General features: G+C 63.8%; 16 protein-coding genes and 1 pseudogene. 9 read left to right on the top strand and 8 right to left on the bottom strand.

From position 1 onward, the window contains the following. Positions 1 to 181: 181 nt before the first annotated feature. From HOY44_RS15800 to HOY44_RS15780, 5 genes are all read right to left on the bottom strand, one after another. Positions 182 to 1,690: a sugar ABC transporter ATP-binding protein gene (locus HOY44_RS15800; RefSeq protein ID WP_287435944.1), complete on the bottom strand. Its 1,509-nt coding sequence runs from the start codon at positions 1,688 to 1,690 to the stop codon at positions 182 to 184. After that, a complete protein-coding gene (locus tag HOY44_RS15795) occupies positions 1,687 to 2,688 on the bottom strand; it encodes an ABC transporter permease (protein WP_138423402.1) in 1,002 nt (333 codons plus the stop codon). Before HOY44_RS15795 ends, HOY44_RS15800 begins: the two co-directional genes overlap by 4 nt. A gap of 10 nt (positions 2,689 to 2,698) precedes the next feature. Continuing rightward, a complete protein-coding gene (locus tag HOY44_RS15790; protein ID WP_040884557.1) occupies positions 2,699 to 3,673 on the bottom strand; it encodes an ABC transporter permease in 975 nt (324 codons plus the stop codon). 24 nt (positions 3,674 to 3,697) lie between these two features. Beyond that, positions 3,698 to 4,510: an SDR family NAD(P)-dependent oxidoreductase gene (locus HOY44_RS15785; protein ID WP_287435940.1), complete on the bottom strand. Its 813-nt coding sequence runs from the start codon at positions 4,508 to 4,510 to the stop codon at positions 3,698 to 3,700. A gap of 85 nt (positions 4,511 to 4,595) precedes the next feature. Then, positions 4,596 to 5,558, bottom strand: coding sequence for a sugar ABC transporter substrate-binding protein (locus HOY44_RS15780; protein WP_008330131.1), 963 nt, complete (start codon positions 5,556 to 5,558; stop codon positions 4,596 to 4,598). Between the two features lie 211 nt (positions 5,559 to 5,769). Between HOY44_RS15780 and HOY44_RS15775 the strand changes: the two genes are divergently transcribed. The 9 genes from HOY44_RS15775 to lpdA all read left to right on the top strand — a co-directional run bounded on the left by HOY44_RS15775 (position 5,770) and on the right by lpdA (position 16,822). Continuing rightward, entirely contained in the window at positions 5,770 to 7,596 is a 1,827-nt protein-coding gene (locus HOY44_RS15775) for an ABC transporter substrate-binding protein (RefSeq protein WP_287435938.1), read from the top strand. A gap of 10 nt (positions 7,597 to 7,606) precedes the next feature. Further along, positions 7,607 to 8,416: an SDR family NAD(P)-dependent oxidoreductase gene (locus HOY44_RS15770; RefSeq protein ID WP_287435936.1), complete on the top strand. Its 810-nt coding sequence runs from the start codon at positions 7,607 to 7,609 to the stop codon at positions 8,414 to 8,416. A gap of 63 nt (positions 8,417 to 8,479) precedes the next feature. Then, entirely contained in the window at positions 8,480 to 9,778 is a 1,299-nt protein-coding gene (locus HOY44_RS15765; protein ID WP_008330134.1) for a M24 family metallopeptidase, read from the top strand. A 68-nt stretch (positions 9,779 to 9,846) separates the two neighbouring features. Beyond that, positions 9,847 to 10,824, top strand: coding sequence for a thiamine pyrophosphate-dependent dehydrogenase E1 component subunit alpha (locus HOY44_RS15760; RefSeq protein ID WP_287435933.1), 978 nt, complete (start codon positions 9,847 to 9,849; stop codon positions 10,822 to 10,824). An 11-nt stretch (positions 10,825 to 10,835) separates the two neighbouring features. Then, positions 10,836 to 11,831 carry an alpha-ketoacid dehydrogenase subunit beta gene (locus tag HOY44_RS15755; protein WP_287435931.1) on the top strand — a complete coding sequence of 332 codons (996 nt, stop codon included), beginning with the start codon at positions 10,836 to 10,838 and terminating at the stop codon, positions 11,829 to 11,831. Continuing rightward, on the top strand, positions 11,821 to 13,107 hold the full coding sequence (locus HOY44_RS15750) for a biotin/lipoyl-containing protein (protein ID WP_287435929.1): 1,287 nt from the start codon (positions 11,821 to 11,823) through the stop codon (positions 13,105 to 13,107). The genes HOY44_RS15755 and HOY44_RS15750 overlap by 11 nt, the downstream gene beginning before the upstream one ends. 17 nt (positions 13,108 to 13,124) lie before the next feature. After that, positions 13,125 to 14,549, top strand: coding sequence for an NAD-dependent succinate-semialdehyde dehydrogenase (locus HOY44_RS15745; protein WP_287435927.1), 1,425 nt, complete (start codon positions 13,125 to 13,127; stop codon positions 14,547 to 14,549). Positions 14,550 to 14,558: 9 nt separating this feature from the next. Then, a complete protein-coding gene (locus HOY44_RS15740; RefSeq protein WP_287435925.1) occupies positions 14,559 to 15,437 on the top strand; it encodes a 2-oxo acid dehydrogenase subunit E2 in 879 nt (292 codons plus the stop codon). 8 nt (positions 15,438 to 15,445) lie between these two features. Then, positions 15,446 to 16,822, top strand: coding sequence for a dihydrolipoyl dehydrogenase (gene lpdA, locus HOY44_RS15735; RefSeq protein WP_287435923.1), 1,377 nt, complete (start codon positions 15,446 to 15,448; stop codon positions 16,820 to 16,822). Between the two features lie 303 nt (positions 16,823 to 17,125). Here the strand turns inward: lpdA and HOY44_RS15730 are convergent, their stop codons facing one another. The 3 genes and pseudogenes from HOY44_RS15730 to HOY44_RS15720 all read right to left on the bottom strand — a co-directional run bounded on the left by HOY44_RS15730 (position 17,126) and on the right by HOY44_RS15720 (position 19,755). Beyond that, entirely contained in the window at positions 17,126 to 17,524 is a 399-nt protein-coding gene (locus HOY44_RS15730) for a hypothetical protein (protein WP_287435921.1), read from the bottom strand. Between the two features lie 154 nt (positions 17,525 to 17,678). Further along, positions 17,679 to 18,377: pseudogene (locus HOY44_RS15725) on the bottom strand (IS6 family transposase); the annotation flags it as partial. Positions 18,378 to 18,543: 166 nt separating this feature from the next. Then, positions 18,544 to 19,755: an NAD(P)/FAD-dependent oxidoreductase gene (locus HOY44_RS15720; RefSeq protein ID WP_287435918.1), complete on the bottom strand. Its 1,212-nt coding sequence runs from the start codon at positions 19,753 to 19,755 to the stop codon at positions 18,544 to 18,546. Between the last annotated feature and the right edge of the window lie 125 nt (positions 19,756 to 19,880).

Below are 19,880 nucleotides of genomic sequence, written 5' to 3'. Positions count from 1 at the left end.
CGACACCACATCGAGAACCGGGCCCATGATACATCGACACCTTGCTGATATTCGATCCAGCACAGCGATGCGTCAGACGCAGCCTGCCGTGCGGATATTCACCAAAAAGATCAAACCCCGCACCCAACGGCGGCACATTCTCGGCGTCGCCACCCTCAGCGCAACCAATTGCCCACCGTCCCTAAGCTGACTTCCCCGTCAGGCCCGAAATCGCCTGAATCAGGCTGTCCTCGGTCACTTCCTCGGCGGTGAACTCGCGCATCACGCGGCCTGAGAACATCGCGACGATCCGGTCGGAGACGTGCAGCACCTCGGGCATTTCCGAGCTGATGACGATGACCGCGTAGCCTTGCGCGGCCAGCTCGCGGATCAGGTTGTGAATCTCGGATTTGGAGCCCACGTCGATGCCCCGCGTCGGTTCGTCCACGATCAGCACCTCGGGTCTCATGGAAAGCCATTTCCCGATCACGATCTTCTGCTGGTTGCCGCCCGACAGGTTGCCGACGAGCTGCCGCCAGCCCGGGGTGCGGATGTCGAGCTTGTCGCGGTATTGATCGAAGATCGCGACCTCGGCCCCATCGCTGACGAAGGGGCCCGCGGTCAGGTCCGAGACCTGCGGCAGGGTCATGTTGTCGCGACAGTTCATCCCGAGGATCAGCCCCTGGCCCTTACGATCCTCCGGCACCAGCGAGATGCCCCGCTTGATCGCGTCCGCAGGCGAATGAATGCTGACCTCTTCCCCAGCGAGGTGGATCGTCCCGGCGGAGGGTTCACGCAGGCCGAAAAGCGTCTCGGCGATTTCCGTGCGTCCGGCGCCGACGAGGCCGTAGAACCCGACGACTTCGCCCCGGCGGACCGAAAAGCTCACGTCCTCGAACAGGCCCCCGCAACTCAGCCCGCGCACTTCCAGCGCCACCTCGCCCAGTTCATGCGTGCTTTCGTTGCGCGACAGGTCGAGCGTTCGCCCGATCATCAGCTGCGTCACCTCCTCCTCATTCGTCTCGGCGGTATTGAGCGTGCCGCGATACTGGCCGTCGCGCAGGACGCTGATCCGGTCGGTGATCTTGAAGATCTCCTCCATCCGGTGAGAGATGTAGATCACCCCCACGCCGCGCGATTGAAGGTCGGCGATCACCTCGAACAGCACGACCTTTTCGGCATCGGTGAGCGACGCGGTCGGTTCGTCGAAGATCACGGCACGGGGCTCGACGGTCAGGGCGCGCGCGATCTCGACCATCTGCTGGTTCGCGATGGAGAGGTCGCCGACCCGGGTGCGGGCCGCGAACCCCACGTTGAGGGTTTTCAGGATCGCGTCCGTCTCGTCATAAAGCCGCTGCCAGTCCACACGCCCGAAGCTTTTCTTCGGGAGTTCGCCAAGGAAAATGTTCTCGGCCACCGTCAGTTCATCGGCGAGGCTGAGTTCCTGATGGATGAAGACCACGCCCTTGGCCTTGGCGTTCATCGGCGAGGACATGACCGTGGGCTGCTCTTCGATGAAGATCTGGCCCTCGTTCGGCGCGAGGATTCCGCCCAGCACCTTCATCAGCGTGGATTTGCCCGCGCCGTTCTCACCCATCAATGCGTGGACCTCTCCGGGCATGACCGTCAGGGACACACCGTCAAGCGCGCGCACGCCGGGGAAGGTCTTGACGATACCCTCGAGGCGCAGGGCCGGCGTCTGGTCGGTCATGTTCTAAGCTCCTCTTTGCCCTTGCGATTGAGCTGGCGATCCAGAAACAGCACCGCGATCAGGATCAGGCCGATGACGAGGTTCACCGTCTCGGTATCCGCCCCGATGTGGCCCAGACCCTTGCGCAGAAGCTGGATCGCTATGACGCCGCCGAGGGTCGAGATGATCGAGCCGTAGCCACCGGACAGCTTGGTGCCGCCCAGCACGACGGCGGTGATCGCCCAGAGTTCGTAGAGCATCCCGTCGTTCGGGTTCACCGAGCCGCTTTCGGAGTAGAAGACGACGGCGGAAAGCGCGGCGAGGAAGCCGATCAGCATGAAATTCCACAGGAAATGCGGGCCCACGCGGATGCCCGCGTTGACGGCCGCATCCCGGTTGTTGCCGATGGCATAGGCGTTACGGCCATGCACCGTCCGCGTCATCAGCAGCCACAGCAGGATCGCCGCGCCGAGCAGGAACCATGTCGCGGTGTGCAGGCCCAAGAACTGCGCCTCGGCGAAATCGACGAGCGTCCAGTTGAGGTGGCTGGTCGGCTGCTCGCCGTTGTACATGAAGACGAGGCCACGGTAGCCCAGCATCGAACCGAGCGTGACGATGAAGGCGTCCACCCCGGTCTTCCACACGATCAGCCCGTTGATCGCGCCAAGGACGACCCCGGTGGCGAGGGCGAAGAGCCAAGCGAGCGGGATGGCCCAGTTGCCCAGCGTCTGCATGAACGGCCATGTCATGCTGTCGAGCAACACGATGGCCGCGAGCGCGAAGGTCGCGCCGACGCTCAGGTCGATGTTGCCGTTAATCATGATGATCGTCATGCCCAGCGCGATGATCCCGATCGGCGCCGACTGCTTGAGCAGCAGGAGCATGTTGTCGAAATCCATGAAGGCCGTCTCGGTCACCGACAGGAACTCTCCCGCGATGGAGAAGAAGGCCAGCTCGACCAGGATGAAGGCCCAGATCGCGCCTTGCTTGATAAGGTTCGCTCGGGTTTCGTTTTTCATCGTCCCCTCCTCACGCGATCCGCGACCACAACCCGCCGCGCTTGGCTGCGATGTCGAGCCAGACCGCGAGGATGATGATGATCCAGGTCACGATGTATTGCGCGTAGAAGGCGAGGCCCAACAGCAACAGACCGTTCTGGATGAAGCCGAGGATGAGCACGCCGATCACCGTCTTGAAGATCGTGCCGGACCCACCGAGGAGCGAGGCCCCGCCAAGGATCACGGCGGCGAGAACCTCAAGCTCCATGCCCTGCCCCACGGTGTTCTGGCTGCCCAGCGACCGGCTCGCTTGAATCAACCCGGCCGTCGCCACGCAGAAGGACGACATGAGATAGGTCATGAACACGACCCGCGCGCGCGGGATGCCCGAGAACGTGGCGGCGACCCCGTTGCCGCCCACCGCGTAGACCTTTCGCCCGAACGGCGTGCGCGACAGGATGATACTGAGCACGATCGCCAGCCCCGCGAAGATCAGGATCGGCATCGGCAACCCCGCCACGCTCCCCTGTCCGAAGACGCTGAACCACGTCCCCGACTTGTCGGCGATGTCCATGTTCTTGCCGCCTGAGTAGGTAAGCGTCAGGCCGTGGATCGCGGACAGCATACCCAGGGTGACGATCAGGGAGTTGAGCTTGAGGTAGCCCACGAGAATCCCGATGAACGCGCCGAGCGCCAGCGTCATCGCGAACATCGACGGAATGGCGAGCGTCGGGCCGATCTTGTCATGCAGGTCGAGCACCACGATGGTCGAGAACGACATCATCGACCCCACGGACAGGTCTAGGTTTCCGCCGATCACCACGAAGGTGACGCCCAGCGCCATGACGCCCAGAATGGCCGACGAACGGATCACCCCGAAGACGTTGTCGATGTCGATGAAACGCGGATTGGCGACCGCGAAGGCGATCATGAAGACCGCGAAGGCGACAAGAATGCCTTGCCGCGCCAGGAACCCCTGCAATCCCTTCCTCGTCAATTCAGCCATGTTGTCCTCCCTATGGCCGGCACGTCACACCAGTGTCATGCCACCGTCGATCATTACGATCTGTCCCGTCATGTAGTCGCTGTCGCGGGCCGCGAGGAACGATGTCGTTCCGGTCACGTCCGCGGGCGTCGCGACGCGCCCCTTGAGTATCTCGGCGGAAAACTCCTCCATCGCCTGACCGGGCCGTTCCGCCGCGCCGATGCTCATCAGGTCCTGATCGACCTGCTCCCACATCTCGGTGGCGACGACGCCCGGCGCGAAGCCGGTCACCGTGATCCCGTGCTTGGCAAGGTCGCGGGCACCCGATTGGGTCAGCGACACCACCGCCCATTTGCTTGCACAGTAGGGCGCGACATTGTCGAAGCCCTGCCTGCTGGCGACGGAGGCGGTGTTGATGATCTTGCCAGCCATGCCGTCGTCGTCCCGTCCCTGTGCGATCATCTGGCGCGCGGCCTCCTGCATTCCGATCATGCAACCCAACCCGTTGACACCCATGACGAAATTCCAGTTGTCCTCGGTCACGTCAAGAAAGTTCATCGGCTTGTTGACGCCTGCGTTGTTGAACTTCACGTCGAGGCGTCCGAACAGCGACACCGTGTGATCGATCATGGCCCGGACCTGTTCCCGGTCCGTCACGTCGACCGCGGCGTGGGTCACGCGGGCCCCGGTCTGCGCGGCCCGTTCGGCGTTCGCCTCGGCCACGGCCCCGACCTTGTCCCCATTGATATCGGCGAAACAAACCTTGGCCCCTTCGTCCAGAAGCGCCTCCCCGATGGCTCTCCCAATTCCCTGGGCTGCGCCCGTCACGATACAGGACCGTCCAGCGACACGTGCCATGTGCGCCCCTTTCGAATTCACTACGTGGAAAAAACAAAACTGGATGCGCGAGGCGCCGGGGCACCCCGCGCATCCGGGGAGGAGATCAGAAGACGGGCTTGGTGAACTCGTCCATGTTGTCCTGCGTGATCTTCGGCGTATCGAAGTAGTTCAGGAACGGCACGTCCTTACCGTCGAGCACGTCGATCGCGGTCTGAAGCGCGGCTTCCGCGTCGTCCACCGGCGACTGGTAGATCGAGCCCCAGTATTCGCCCGCGGCCATCGCTTCGTAGCCCACCGCGAAGTTGGTGGCGCCGACGAAGGTGATGTCGCCCGCACGGCCGGCGGCCTTGGCGGCGTTCAGTGCGCCGACACCCATGTTGTCGTCACCGGCATAGACGCCGTCGATGTCGTCGTATTTGACGAGGAAGGCTTCCATGACCTGTTGCGACTTTTCGCGGTTCCAGTCGCCCGGCTGCGTTTCCACCAGCGTCACGTCCGGGCAGACTTCCGGAAGGCGATCTTCGAAGCCCTTGGCCCGTTCGATGGCCGTGGTGTAACCGGGCTGGCCCGAGATCTGCACGATCTGTGCTTCACCTTCGATGCCCTGCGCCTTGAACCGGTCGCACATGATTTCCGCCGACCGGGCGCCTTGCGTGATGTTGTCCGGGCCCGAGAAGGAGGCGACGAAGTCGAAGCCCTGCTCGGCGATGTTGGAGTTGGTGACGATCACCGGAATGTCCGCCTGGCTCGCCTTGCGCACCGCCGGGATCACCGCCTCGCCGTTCGTCGGCCAGATGATGATCGCGTCGACTTCCTGCTGGATGAGGTCTTCCATCTGCGCGATCTGGCGCGCCACGTCGCCACCGGCGTCGAGCACGACGACCTCAACGGCGTCGTTTTCCTCGGCCGCCGCGATGAAGGCCTGTTCGTATGTGGTCTGGTAGCTGTCCACGCCCACGTTGTTCTGCGTGATACCGATGGTGTAGCTCGAGTGCGCCTCGCCAAAGGCGGCGGTGCCCAGCATCGCGGTCGAACAAACGAGCGCAAACTTGGTCGAGATCTTCATGTGATTGGTCCTCCCAAACTTATGTTGTCACGATTGCGGCTGTCCTCCCAGCCCGGGACATGACGCCCCTTGCAACCTGTTTTCCATCGAGCGCGATTTTGTCGCGGGTTGGACGCCCCCTTTTTGTTCAATCTGAAAAGCATGGTATCCATTTTGGATAAAATGGCGATACGCCAGCCCTCCCATTTTGGACAACTTCGGAAGGACGGACATGACAAACAAACGTCGACCGACCCGCAACATGCAAAAGACGGACCCAATGCATCACGACCCCGTGAAACTTGTTCATTCTGGACAGAATGGCCCGGTCAGCGCCAAAGCCGTCGCGGCGATGGTCGACAGTCCGGATGTTTTGCGGGTCGTCACATTGCTTCAGGGCATTTCGACCGAGATCGACAACGGGATCGAGCCGAGCACGGCGAACCCGCACCTCAACATGCTTTTGCACCTGCTCCATAGCCATTTCGAGGGCCGCGTCGTGTCGCCCTCTGCGATGGTCTCGGCCTCGGGCGTGCCCTATGCCACCGGCACCCGGAAACTGAGCGAGCTGATGGACGCGGGTTTCATCGAACAGCGCCCGCGCACCAAGTCGGGCAAGAGCGTCTCGCTTCATCCCAGCGCGCACCTGTTCGAGGTCTTCAGCCAGGTCGCGGACCGGATCGACCGAATCGCGCAGGATGCCTATGGCGGCGCGCGGCGAACCGATGGCGCCCGAGACTACTATTTCGGCGGCTCCTACCAGCCGGGGCAGACGATGATCGCGCCGCCCCGCGCCCTGCCCCAGTCGCTCAAGCTCGCGGGCGGCCTGCGGATTCTGGTCCACGGTGACCCGACCTTCATGGTCATGGAGAACCTGAAGCGCCAGTTCGAGCAGATCGTCGGCACCGACATCCACCAACGCGCGTTTTCCATCGACAGGCTGCGCGAAGAGGCGTTGCGCAACGCCACCCGAAGCAGAAGCCGCTATGACCTTATCGCGGTCGACCTGCCGTGGCTCGGCGAGTTCGTGAAAAAGGGCGTGATCCGGCCCCTGCCCGACGTGATGGACGTGGCGCGGCTGGAGCCCAGCGATTTCCACACCGCCGGCTGGCGCGCGACCCATTGGGACGAAGTGCCCTATGGCGTGCCGAGCCAGACGACGCCCGAGCTCATGTTCTATCGCAAGGACTGGTTCGCCGAGGCCGGGCTGGAACCACCGCACACCATCGAACGTGTCATCGAGGCGGCGCGGCATTTCAACAATCCCCGTCGGGGGCGCTATGGCGTGGCATGGAACGCGGCCCGCGGCACGGCGCTCGGCCATACCTTCATGATGACCTGCGCCGCTTTCGGTCAGCCGATCATCGACCTGCCCGAGATCGCGGGCGGCTATGACGCCGATCACCTCGAACGCGACGATTTCCGGCCGATGCTCGATTCGCCGCGCGCCCGAGAGGCGGCGGAATACCTCATGGAGCTCATGCAGTTCTCGCCGCCCGATATCCTGTCGATGTCGTGGTACGAGCGCGTGCGCCCCTATGCCGCCGGGTCGGTCGCCATGGCCTATGGCTACACCCTGCTCGCGCCCTATTTCGAACTGGACAAATCCTGCGCCGCGCATGGCAACACCGGCTACCTGCCGCATCCGCACGGCCCCGAAGGCGCGCCCATCGCGCCCGTTGGCGGCTATGCGCTCTGCATCCCGGCCAATCTCGCCGAGGAGCGGATTCCGGACGCGGTGGAGGCGCTGATCGCCTTCACCTCACCCGCCGCGCAGAAGCTCTACGCACAGGAAGGCAGCCGCACGGCGCCCCGCTACTCGGTCGGCGCGGACCCGGAGGTGCGGCGGCTGTCACCGATCTTCGAACTTGTCGACCAGATGTCCTGGCGCGACGAGCTTCAGTTCTGGCCGCGCCCGCCCGTGCCCCAGATCTCCGACATCATCACCGTCTGCGGCAACGAGCTGCACGACATGCTGCGCGGGCTGGTCAGCCCGGCGGACGCGCTCGCCAGCGCGCAGGCCAAGGCCGAGGCCATTTTACGAACACCGGTCACCTAGGGAGGACACCATGGACCCACATCGCCTGAAGGGGAAAAACATCCTGATCACCGGCGCCGCCCGCGGCATGGGCGCGGCCAATGCCGAGGCCTTCGCGGCCCAGGGCGCGAACGTCTGCATCGGCGACCTGGACGGCGACGAGGCCAAGGTCGTCGCGGACCGCATCAACGGTGCGGGCGGCGGCAAGGCGATCGCGGTCAGGATGGACGTCACCAAGCGCGAGGACAACGCGGCGGCCGTCGCCGCCGTGGTCGACGCCTTCGGGTCGATCAACGTGGGTCTCTTCAACGCGGGCCTGAACAAGCCCCGGTTCTTCATGGATATCGATGAAGACAACTGGGACATGATCATGAACGTGAACACCAAGGCGATGTGGCTGGGGATGCAGGAGACCGCGCGCCAGATGATCGCGCAGGGTCCGATGGAGGGTCACCCCTACAAGCTCATCAACGTGGGCAGCATCGCGTCCCGCAAGCCGCTGGTCGACGTGACCGTCTATTGCACCTCGAAATACGGCTGCCTCGCGCTCACGCATTGCGGTGCCATCGGGCTCGCCGAGCACAACATCACCGTCAACGGCTACGCCCCCGGCGTGGTGGTCACGCCACTTTGGGAACAGCTCGACAAGGACCTCGTCGACATCGGATTCAAGGATCGCGAAGGGCAGGCCTACGAGGACATCGTGCGCGACGCTCTGCAGATCAAGCGCGTGTCCTACCCGGACGACATCACCGGCACCGCCTCGTTCCTCGCGAGCGACGACAGCGACTACATGACCGGCCAGATGATCCACATCGATGGCGGCTGGTGCATCCAGTAACGCACTGACTTTAAATTACAAATGACAGATGAGGGTCGCAGTGCGACCCCGGAGGAGACCCCAATGTCACGTGCCCTTCTGCCAAACATGCTCACCCCCCAGGACCTCGAACCGAACTGGGAGTGGCGCGACCGCCTCCCCGCCTCGGGGCACATGTCGGTGGATTTCGAACGCCGGATCGACCACGACCGCCTGCGCCGCTACCGGCTCGCCCGAACGCGCCAGGCGCTCCAGGCGTCGAATGCGGGGACGCTCCTGCTCTTCGACGTGAACAACATCCGCTACGTCTCGGCCACGAAGATCGGCGAGTGGGAGCGGGACAAGATGTGCCGCTTCTGCCTTCTGACCGGGGATGACAGCCCGTATGTGTGGGATTTCGGCTCGGCCGCCATGCACCACAAGCGCTACTCCGACTGGCTGGAGCCCGACCACTGCCTTGCCGGTGTCGTCGGGATGCGCGGGACGATCCCGCCCGAGTTCGGGCTCATGCGCAAATACGCGAAAGAGATCGCGCGCCTCATCAAAGAGGCCGGCATGGCGGACATGCCGGTGGGCGTCGATTACGCCGAAACAGCCATGTTCCATGCGTTGCAGGAAGAGGGCCTCCATGTCGTCGACGGCCAGCAGATCATGCTCGCGGCGCGCGAGATCAAGAACTGGGACGAAATCCAACTTCTGACGCAGGCGGCCAGCATGGTCGATGGCGTCTACCACATGATCTACGAAGAGCTGAAACCGGGGGTGCGTGAGAACGACATCGTCGCGCTGTCCAACAAGATGCTCTACGAGATGGGGTCGGACGACGTCGAGGCGATCAACGCGATCTCCGGCGAACGCTGCAATCCGCACCCGCACAACTTCACCGACCGGCTGTTCCGCCCCGGCGATCAGGCGTTTTTCGACATCCTGCAAAGCTATCAGGGCTATCGCACCTGCTATTACCGGACGTTCAACATCGGACGCTCGACGCCCGCGCAGGTCGATGCCTACGTCAAGGCGCGCGAATGGATCGACGCTTCGATCCAGGCGATCAAGCCGGGGGTGACGACCGATCAGGTGGCGAAGCTCTGGCCCAAGGCCGAGGAATTCGGGTTCCCGAACGAAGACGCCGCCTTCGGGTTGCAGTTCGGCCACGGCCTTGGCCTCGCGCTGCACGAACGGCCGATCATCAGCCGTGCGGTCAGCCTCGAGCACCCGATGGAGATCCAGACCGGCATGGTGTTCGCGCTGGAGACCTATTGCCCCGCCGCCGACGGATACTCTGCCGCACGGATCGAAGAGGAAGTCGTGGTGACCGAGACCGGGGTCGAAGTCATCAGCCTCTTCCCCGCCGAAGAACTGCCCATCGCGAACCGTTATTGATCGGTGGGTTCGCACCCACCCTACGGCCAAATCGTAGGGTGGGTGAACCCCACCTTCGGGAGGACACCATGGCGAAATCCAAGACCAACACCGAGGACTACCTGCGCATGTATCGCCAGATGGTGCGCATACGTACCTTCGAGGACAATGCGAACCAGCTTTACCTCTCCGCCAAAATGCCCGGCCTCACCCATATGTATTCGGGGGAAGAGGCCGTGGCGGTCGGTATCTGCGAGGCGTTGACGGACGACGACCGCATCACCTCGACCCACCGGGGACACGGCCACTGTGTCGCCAAGGGTGCGGAATTCAAGGAAATGTTCTGCGAACTCCTCGGCAAGGAAGAGGGCTATTGCCGCGGCAAAGGCGGATCGATGCACATCGCCGACCAAAGCCACGGGAACCTCGGCGCAAACGCCATCGTCGGCGGATCGATGGGGATCGCCACCGGCTCGGCCCTGCGGGCGAAACTTCAGGGGTCGGACGACGTCACCGTCTGTTTCTTCGGGGACGGCGCGACCGCACAGGGGTTGATGTACGAGGTCATGAACATGGCCGCGCTCTGGAAGCTTCCCGTCATCTACGCCTGCGAGAACAACGGCTATTCCGAATATACCCGGACGGACGAGATCGCGGCAGGCTCGATCACCGCACGGGCCGAGGCTTTCGGGATCGAGGCGCACAAGGTCGACGGGCAGGATGTGCTCGCGGTGAACGAATTGACCCAAAAGCTCGTCGCGCGCTGTCGCAAGGGTGAGGGGCCGTTCTTCGTCGAGCTGGAAACCTACCGCTACCACGGCCACCACGTCGGCGACATCAACCGCGAATACTACCGCTCCAAGGACGAAGAGAAGGACTGGCGCGAGAACCGCGATCCGATCATCCGGTTCCGCAGCTACCTCGTCGATCAGGGTATCGCGAGCGAGGAAGAGATCGAGGCGATGAACGCCGAGATCGAAAAGGATGCCACCGACGCCGTCGCCTATGCCGAGGCCGCGCCCTACCCGGACGCGTCCGAGGTCGACATGCACGTCTACGCGGACTGAGGAGAATGACAATGCGAGAAATCACCCTGTCCCAGGCCGTGAACGAAGCTTTGGCCGAGGAAATGCGGCGCGACGAGACCGTCTTCATTCTGGGTGAGGACGTGGCGGAGGCCGGCACGCCGTTCAAGGTGCTGTCCGGGCTTGTCGAGGAATTCGGCACCGACCGCGTCATCGACACGCCGATCTCGGAACCCGGTTTCGTCGGCCTCGCCGTGGGTGCCGCGATGACCGGCGCGCGGCCGGTCGTGGACCTGATGTTCGGCGATTTCCTTTATCTCGTGATGGATCAGCTCTGCAATCAGGCGGCCAAGCAGCACTATATGTCTGGCGGCAAGCTGTCGGTGCCGATGGTCCTGCGCACCAACCTCGGCGCGACCCGCCGCTCGGCGGCGCAGCACAGCCAGTCGCTTCAGGCGCTGGTCGCGCATATTCCGGGGCTGAAGGTCGCCCTGCCCTCATCGGCCTACGAGGCCAAGGGGCTGATGAAGACCGCGATCCGCGACAACAACCCGGTCGTCATCTTCGAAGACAAGCTGATGTATCAGGACAAGGCCCCGGTGCCGGAGGAGGAATACCTGATCCCCTTCGGCGAAGCGAACGTGAAACGCGAAGGCAAGGACATCACCCTGATCGCCACATCCTCGATGGTGCAGGTGGCGGAAAAGGCCGCCGAGATGCTCGCGAAGGAAGGGATCGAAGCCGAGGTCATCGACCCGCGCACCATCGTGCCGCTGGATGAAAAGACGCTGCTCGACAGCGTGAAGAAGACCTCGCGCGCCATCGTGATCGACGAGGGACACCAAAGCTACGGCGTCACCGCCGAGATCGCGTCGCGTCTGAACGAAAAGGCGTTCTACCATCTCGACGCGCCGGTGCTGCGCATGGGCGCGATGGACGTGCCGGTGCCGTTCAGCCCCGCGCTCGAGGACATCACCGTGCCGACACCTGAGGGCGTGGTGGCAAACGCGCGCAAACTCTGCGCCGGGGAGCTTATCCATGCCGCATGACGTGACGATGCCACAACTGGGCATGGCACAGGACGCGGGCAAGATCGTGTCTTGGCTGAAGTCGCCCGGCGAGGCCGTGTCGAAGGGCGACGCGCTGTTCGAGGTCGAAACCGACAAGGCCACGATGGAGGTCGAGGCACAGGCGGACGGGTTCCTTACGGGTGTCACGGCGGGCGAAGGCGAGGATGTGCCGGTGGGCGCCGTCATCGCCCGGATCTCGGAGAGTGCCGAGGATGACACCCCCGCCCCGTCGCAGGCGCCGGTCGAAACTGGACCGAAAGAAGCCGCGGATGACCTGCCCGAAGGTCACGCCGTCACTATGCCGCAGCTTGGCATGACGCAGGATTCCGGCCTGCTCGTGAGTTGGCACAAGTCACCGGGCGACGCGGTGTCCGCCGACGATGTGTTGTTCGAGGTCGAGACGGACAAGAGCACGATGGAGGTCGAGGCCGGGCGCGACGGCTACCTTGCGGCGACACTGGCCGAGGCCGGTGAAGAGGTGCCCGTGGGCACCGCCGTCGCCATCATAAGCGCCGAAAAGCCGGACAACGCCGTGGCCCGCAGCGCCAAGGCGACGCCTTCGCTCAAGGCGGAGCAGACGCCCGCCGCCGAGGCGACGCCGCCTGAACAAGCAGAAAAACGTCCTGCGCCGAAACCCGCCGCCGCCACAGGCGACCGCATCCTTGCCTCGCCCAAGGCGCGCCGCCTTGCGATGGAACAGGGGCTGGACCTTGAACGTCTGGCCAAGGCGGGCCATCCGCAGCCCTACCATGTGGCCGACCTCGACACGCTGCATGCCATGCCCGATGCGGCCCCTGCATCCGCGGCCCCGACCGCATCGCGCCGGCTCGTGGCCGAGATCGCGCGCGATGGCCTTCCATCCTTCACCGACTGGATCGCCGAGGCGCACGGCCCGATCGATCCCGACGCGGTGATCGCCGGGCTCGCCGCCGCCTCTCTGCACGCCGCCGCCCCGGTGGCTGTCGAACGGTTCGGCAAATCGACCACCTATGCCCTGCCCGCCAGCCGGGCCCTGTCCGGCGTGAGCGAAACCGAAGACGCCCCGGCGCTGACGATCCGCGACCTGCGTGGCACATCGCTGACGGGGATAGATCTGGGTGGCGAGGATACGCCTGTTCTCACGCTCACCGCGCACGGCGCGGGGCTGATCCTCACGCTGGAATGCACCGCCGCCGACATGGAAGCGCGCGCGGCGATCCAGCTACTTTCCGACTTCGCAGGCCGGGTGGAGCAGCCGCTCCGCCACCTGCTCTGATCTGACCGGAGACCGAAATGGACTACACCGATCTCTACATCAACGGCGAATGGCGCAAGACCGACGACCGCTTCGACGTGATAAACCCCGCGACCGAAGAGGTGTTGGCCTCGGTCGCCTCTGCCGATATCGCCGATGCAGATGCCGCGCTGGACGCCGCCGAAACGGCAATGGCCGACTGGGCCGCGCGCACGCCGCGCGAACGCTCCGAGGTGCTGCGCAAGGCATGGGAACTGATGACCGCGAAACTCGACCATTTCGCGCATCTGATTACGCTGGAAAACGGCAAAGCCGGAACGGACGCCAAGGGCGAGGCGACTTACGCCGCCGAATTCTTCCGCTGGTTCGCCGAGGAAGCGGTGCGCGCGGACGGGTTGATTACCCACGCGCCATCCAGCGGCGCCCGCATCGTCGTGCAGCACAAGCCCGCGGGCCTCGCCGTGCTGGTCACGCCGTGGAACTACCCGGCTGCTATGGGCACCCGCAAGATCGCCCCGGCACTGGCTGCGGGCTGCGGCGTCATCATCAAACCCGCCTCGGAAACGCCGCTGACCATGCTCGCGCTGATGCCGATCCTCGAAGAGGCCGGCGTGCCGCCGGGGCTGGTCAATGTCCTGCCGTCGCGCCGGACGGGCGCGCTGGTCGATCACATGCTGCATGACCCGCGCGTGCGTGTGGTCAGTTTCACCGGCTCCACCGGAGTGGGTCGAAAGCTGCTGAAAGGTGCCGCCGATCAGGTGCTGAAACCGGCGATGGAACTGGGCGGCAACGCGCCCGTGGTGATTTTTGAAGACGCCGACATGGACACCGCCATCGAAGGCACGATGCTCGCCAAGATGCGCAACTTGGGCGAAGCCTGCACCGCGGCCAACCGCATCTACGTGCACGCGGACATCGCCGAGGCGTTCACCAAGCGCCTTGCCGAGCGCATGAGCGCGCTCAAGGTAGGGGACGGCACCGATCCGTCGGTGGACGTGGGACCATTGGTCAACGCCGATACCCGCGACAAGGTGGCCGCGTTCGTGGCCGATGCCGTAGCCAAGGGGGCCAAGGTCGAATGCGGCGGCGACGTCCCACAGGGAAAGGGCTACTTCTACCCGCCCACGGTTCTGTCGAACGTCTCGGAAGACGCCGACTGCGTTCATGACGAGATTTTCGGCCCCGTCGCCGCGATCCAGACCTTCACCGACCAGGAGGACGTGATCCGTCGAGCGAATGACACCGAATATGGCCTTGTCGCCTATGTCTTCTCCGAAAACTTCAAACGGGCCTTACAGGTCTGCGAACGGCTGGATTATGGCATGGTCGGCCTGAACCGGGGTCTGGTCAGCGACCCGGCTGCGCCCTTTGGCGGGACCAAACAATCCGGGCTGGGGCGTGAAGGCGGCCACGAAGGGATGCTCGAGTTCATGGAAACCCAATACATCTCCGCCGACTGGTAGGGGGCGAATATGTCAGACACGATTGCCAGCCCCTCCACCCGCCGTCTCGCCCGCGAACAGGGAGTCGACATCGACGCCCTCGCCCGAAAGCTCGGCCGAACGACCATCAGTGCCGAGGATGTATCCGGGAGCGCCCGTCCTGCGGCGAGTGCTGGGGATACCTCCTATTGGGATCTCGATCACAGCCAGTATGGTCCGGTCACCAAGGAACCCATGAGCCGCTTCGCGCAGGTGGCCTCGAAAAACCTCGCGGCGGCGCAGGCGCTCATCCCGGCGGTGACCCACCACGAGCGTGCCGATGTCTCGGCCATCGAGGCGCTGCGGAAGAACTGGAAGGCCGAGGCGCAGGCGCGCGGCGTCAAGCTGACCGCGCTGGCCTTCCACGTGGTCGCCCTGTCCCGTGCGTTGCGGGCCTTCCCGCGTTTCAACGCCTCGCTGACGCCGGATGGGGAAGACCTCGTGCTGAAGGACTACGTGCATATCGGGATCGCCGTGGACACGTCGCATGGCCTGATGGTGCCGGTGATCCGGGACGCGGACCGCAAGGGACTTTGGCAGATCGGGGCCGAGATCGCCGATCTTGCCGGTCGCGCCCAGGCCCGCAAGGTCCGGCAGGACGAAATGGGCGGCGCGTCGATGACCATCACCAATCTGGGTGGCATCGGCGGCACGGCATTCACCCCCATCGTCAACCCGCCCGAGGTGGCGATCCTCGGCATCACGCGGACCGAGACCGTGACCCATTGGGACGGCGACACACCGCGCCCGGTCCCGATGGTGCCACTGGACCTGTCCTACGACCACCGCGTCATCAACGGTGCCGATGCGGCCCGGTTCATGACCCACTACGCGGGCCTGATCGCAGATCCCCGCAACATGCTGGTCTGAGGGATGCCATGACTGACACCACCGATCTTCTCGTCATCGGCGCAGGTCCGGGCGGCTATGCCTGTGCCTTTCGCGCGGCCGATCTGGGGCTTTCCGTCACGCTCGTCGATGCGCGCGACCGGCTGGGCGGGGTCTGCCTGAACGAAGGCTGCATCCCGTCCAAGGCCCTTTTACATGCCGCCGAAATCATCCGCGAAGCGCAACACATGGCCGATTGGGGCATCACCTTCGGCAAGCCGAAGCTCGACCTCGATGCCTTGCGGGCGAAGAAGGACGAGATCGTGGGGCACCTAACCGGCGGGCTTACCGGGCTGGCGGGCCGCCGCAAGGTCACGACCCTGCAAGGCAAAGCCACTCTGACCGGACCCAACAGCGCCGAGATCGAGGGCACCCAAATCCGCTTCGACAAAGCGGTGATCGCCGTCGGCTCGGCCCCCGTGCAACTGCCGGGCTGGCCCGAGGACGACCGCATCTGGGACAGCACCTCCGCGCTTGAGCTGCGGGACGTGCCAAAGACCCTCGCCATCGTCGGCGGCGGCATCATCGGGCTGGAAATGGCCACGGTCTATTCCGCGCTTGGCGCAGAGGTCACCGTCGTCGAACTCGCGGACCAGATCGCACCCGGGGCCGACCCGCAGGCCGTTGCCATCCTGCGTGACGCACTGGAGGCCGAGGGCATCACCACCCATACCGGCACGCAGGTGACCGAGGTCACCACGACCAAGGCCACCGTCACCCTGACCTGCACCGGCGCATTCGAGGGCCAGATCAAGGCCAAGGCCGTGATCCAGTCCGTCGGCCGCCGCGCCAATGGCGACAAGGTCGGGGCCGAGGCTGCTGGGCTTAGCGTCTCGGATCGCGGTGTGATCGAAGCCGATGCCACGGGTGCCACGGATGTGCCCAGCATCTTCGCCATCGGCGATGTCACCGGCAATCCGATGCTGGCCCACCGCGCCACGCATCAGGGCCACATCACCGCCGAGGTCATCTCCGGCCACCGTGCCGCGCTCGATACCACGCTCATCCCGTCGGTCGCCTATACCAGCCCGGAACTCGCTTGGGTCGGCCTGACCGAGGCGCAGGCGAAGGCCGAGGGCCGCACGGTCAAGGCCACCTCCTTCCCTTGGGCGGCCAGCGGGCGCAACCTCGCCTCGGGCGGTCGGGACGGCCTGACCAAACTGGTCTACGACCCGGCCGCCAACCGCCTGCTCGGGGCCAGCATCGTGGGCCGCAACGCGGGGGAACTTCTGGCCGAGGTCACGCTGGCCATCGAGATGGGCGCACGTCTGGATGACATCGGCCTGACCATCCACGCCCACCCCACCCTGTCGGAAACCATCGCCTTCGCCGCCGAACGCGCACTGGGGACGCTGACTGACCTTTGACCGGGCTGGGCGGGTAGTCGGCGCCGTGTGGCGAGTTTGAACTCGTCTTGGTCAACCGAATCCCGTGATGGTGCCTACAGAGTCACAACGCAGAAATCGCGCCAGCTCACGGCATTTCGACCGCCTCTCTGTCAGATGGCATAGCCCAAGTGCCCGGGAAAACGGCAGAAAACAGGGAAAGAAAGATTGCGCTGACAGAGATAGGACTTAATGGCGGAGGGGATGGGCCTCACATCCAACCTTCTCCAACTAATGTGCCTTATTGGTTAAATTGGTCGACTGGGACTAATGCAAACTCAAAACTTAGCGCAGGTCACCCAACACAAAGGCGCGCTCAGCATCGACACCTTTTTCAGAGCGAAGACGTTTGATAACTTGCTGAGAGCCGGAAGCATAATAGCCAAAAAGAGGATCAACCTCTAAGAAGCCTTCTTTCCCTATCTTCTCCTTCGAAATATGATTGATTTCGTCGTCAAGTGCGGACTCAATAACAGTCTGCCACTTATCACTACCTATCAACCGGATCCGCTCGCTTATCCTATCTAGAGCGAGATCAGAATACCGCATCGCAAGACCCACAAATCTTCCATACCCCCGGCTACGCGACCGCACCAGGCAAGGCCTCAGGTAGCTCGAGTAAGCGCGAACAATCTTGAAGTCGATATCCATTGAGCAAAGCGTGCGGCCAGCTTCATAAAGCATTTCGAGATAGGCTCTCTCAGAGCAGCCATAGCTCAAAATGTCGCGCTGGGCGTCATCAAGGATCTGCTCCGCAATCTCGATTTCGCGTTTCTGGCGATAAAGGTGCTGGCAGACTAATTCGAACCAGTCTCAGCTAGGGCAGGATCGCTGCCTCTTATTCGGCGCAGAGACCACGCCACTCGGTCAGAGCGGCGGCGCGGTTGGCCTTGAAAATGGGTCGGCTCGAGAGGCTGCGTTCCTGGTTGAAATGATTTGAGACTGAGGCGTGGACGGAAGCGAACTTCTGGAGACTTCGCATGCGCCGGAAACGTAGCATGGCACGTTCCCGCCTTCGGAACGGCAGGTGCGAGTTCTCGGCGCGGTTGTTCACCCAGCGGCCCGTTTCCTGCCGCGTATCCGCTCCGAGCTCTTTCAAGGCAGCACCGTAAGACCGGAGCTTGTCGGTCACGATCGTCTCCGGCCCGCCATGCTTGCGCATTGCTTTCTTTAAGAATTTCATGGCGGCCTTCCGGTCCCGGGTCTTGGTCACGAAGCTCTCCAGGACCTCTCCTTCGTGATCCACAGCCCGCCAAAGATAGTGCCGCTCACCGTTGATCTTCACGAACATTTCGTCGAGGTGCCAGCGCCAGCGACTGGAGCGCATTCCCTCAATCCGGCGCTTGCGGATCTCGGCAGCAAACATCGGCCCGAACCGATGCCACCAGTACCTGACTGTCTCATGGCTCACATCGATCCCGCGTTCATGGAGCAGGTCTTCTACATTTCGCAGCGAGAGCGGAAATCGAAAGTACAGCATCACCGCCAAACGGATGATCTCGGGCGAAGTTTTGAAGTAGCTGAAGGGGCTCGGCTTGGGCTTGCTCGAACGCTAACCAGCGCCCTGCCCCACCTCAAGCCAAGTTCCTCTGACAGGGCCTGTGAAAGCGACCGGCGCTGAAATTCCCGCTTCAAACACTACTTGATCAATTTCCTCTGACAAGACCGGGAATAGATTTCCCAGTGGGCACGACGGGAGAAACCTACGCTTTCAGAAGCGCCTTGAGGTCGGTGTCCGTGTCGCCGACCGCAGCCGGGTCCGGGCTCTTGCCGCCCCCGATCAGCCGCTTGCCCACCATGTAGGCGCGCGGATCGTTCATCGCGTCCACCGCAACCAGGTCATCGCCCGCGTAGTACCAGTAGCTCACCGCCGTCTCGCTGTCCTGTCGGGTGATGACCTTGTCATAGCCGGTGTTGAGCCCGGCGATCTGGAGCTTGGTGTCGTATTGATCGGACCAGAACCAGGGCTTGGCCAGGTAATCCTTCTCCGCGCCCAGCATGTTCTCGGCCACGAGCTCGGCCTGGTCGATGGCGTTGCCGACGCTTTCCAGCCGGATGCGCGTGCCCTTGTACGGGAAAGAGGCACAGTCGCCCGCGGCGAAGATCGCCGGGTCCGAGGTGCGCCCCTTCTCGTCCGTCTTGATGCCGTTCTCGATGTCGAGCCCGGCAGCTTCGGCCAGTGCAGTGTCCGGCTTGATGCCCACGCCGACGATGACGAAATCCACGTCAAGCTTCGAGCCATCGGTCAGCTCCGCCCCCGTCACGTGCTCCCCGCCGGTCAGGCGGGCGAGGCCCACGTCTTCCAGCACGGTCGCCCCGTGGTCACGGTGCAGCTTGCGGAAGTAGTCCGAGGTTTCGGGCGCCGCGACCCTTTGCAGGATGCGCTGCGCCATTTCGATGATCGTGACGTGCATGCCCTTTTTTGCGGCCACCGCCGCAGCCTCGAGCCCGATGTAGCCACCGCCCACGACCAACACCTTGCGTCCTTCGGCGAATTCATGCGCCATCGCGTCCACGTCTTCCAGCGTGCGAACGGTGTAGACGCCGGGCAGGTCCCCGCCGATCGCGGCGGGCAGGCGGTTGGGCACCGAGCCGGTGGTCAGCGCGAGCTGATCGTAGGCGATCTCTTCACCGTTTGCGAGGTGGACGCGCTTGGCCTCCCGGTCGATCGCGTCGACCCGGGTGCCCTTCACGAGCGTGATGTCATGCTCCGGATAGAACGTCTCGGGCCGCAGGTAGAGCCGCTCCAGCGTCATGTCGCCCAGCAGGTAGGCCTTGGACAAGGGCGGACGCTGGTAGGGGGCCACGGGCTCTTCCCCGATCAGCGTGATCGCCCCCTCGTGACCCAGATGTCGCAGCTTGGCGACGAGGGCGGCTCCGGCCTGCCCTGACCCGACGACGACGATGTCCGACATTACTCTTGCTTCTCCCTGTTTGGCCCGCAACTCAAGATTATTCGGAAAATTTCGAAAAGTATTGGCCACAGGTGCTGCGAACCGTGAGTTCGCTTGGCTCAATCCTTGCCCAATTGCAGAGAAAA

Origin of the sequence: Maritimibacter sp., assembly GCF_016774595.1 — a bacterium.
In the GTDB taxonomy this organism is placed as follows: domain Bacteria; phylum Pseudomonadota; class Alphaproteobacteria; order Rhodobacterales; family Rhodobacteraceae; genus Maritimibacter; species Maritimibacter alkaliphilus.
Note: the sequence above shows the minus strand (reverse complement) of the source record. Positions and strands in the feature narration are given on the sequence as shown.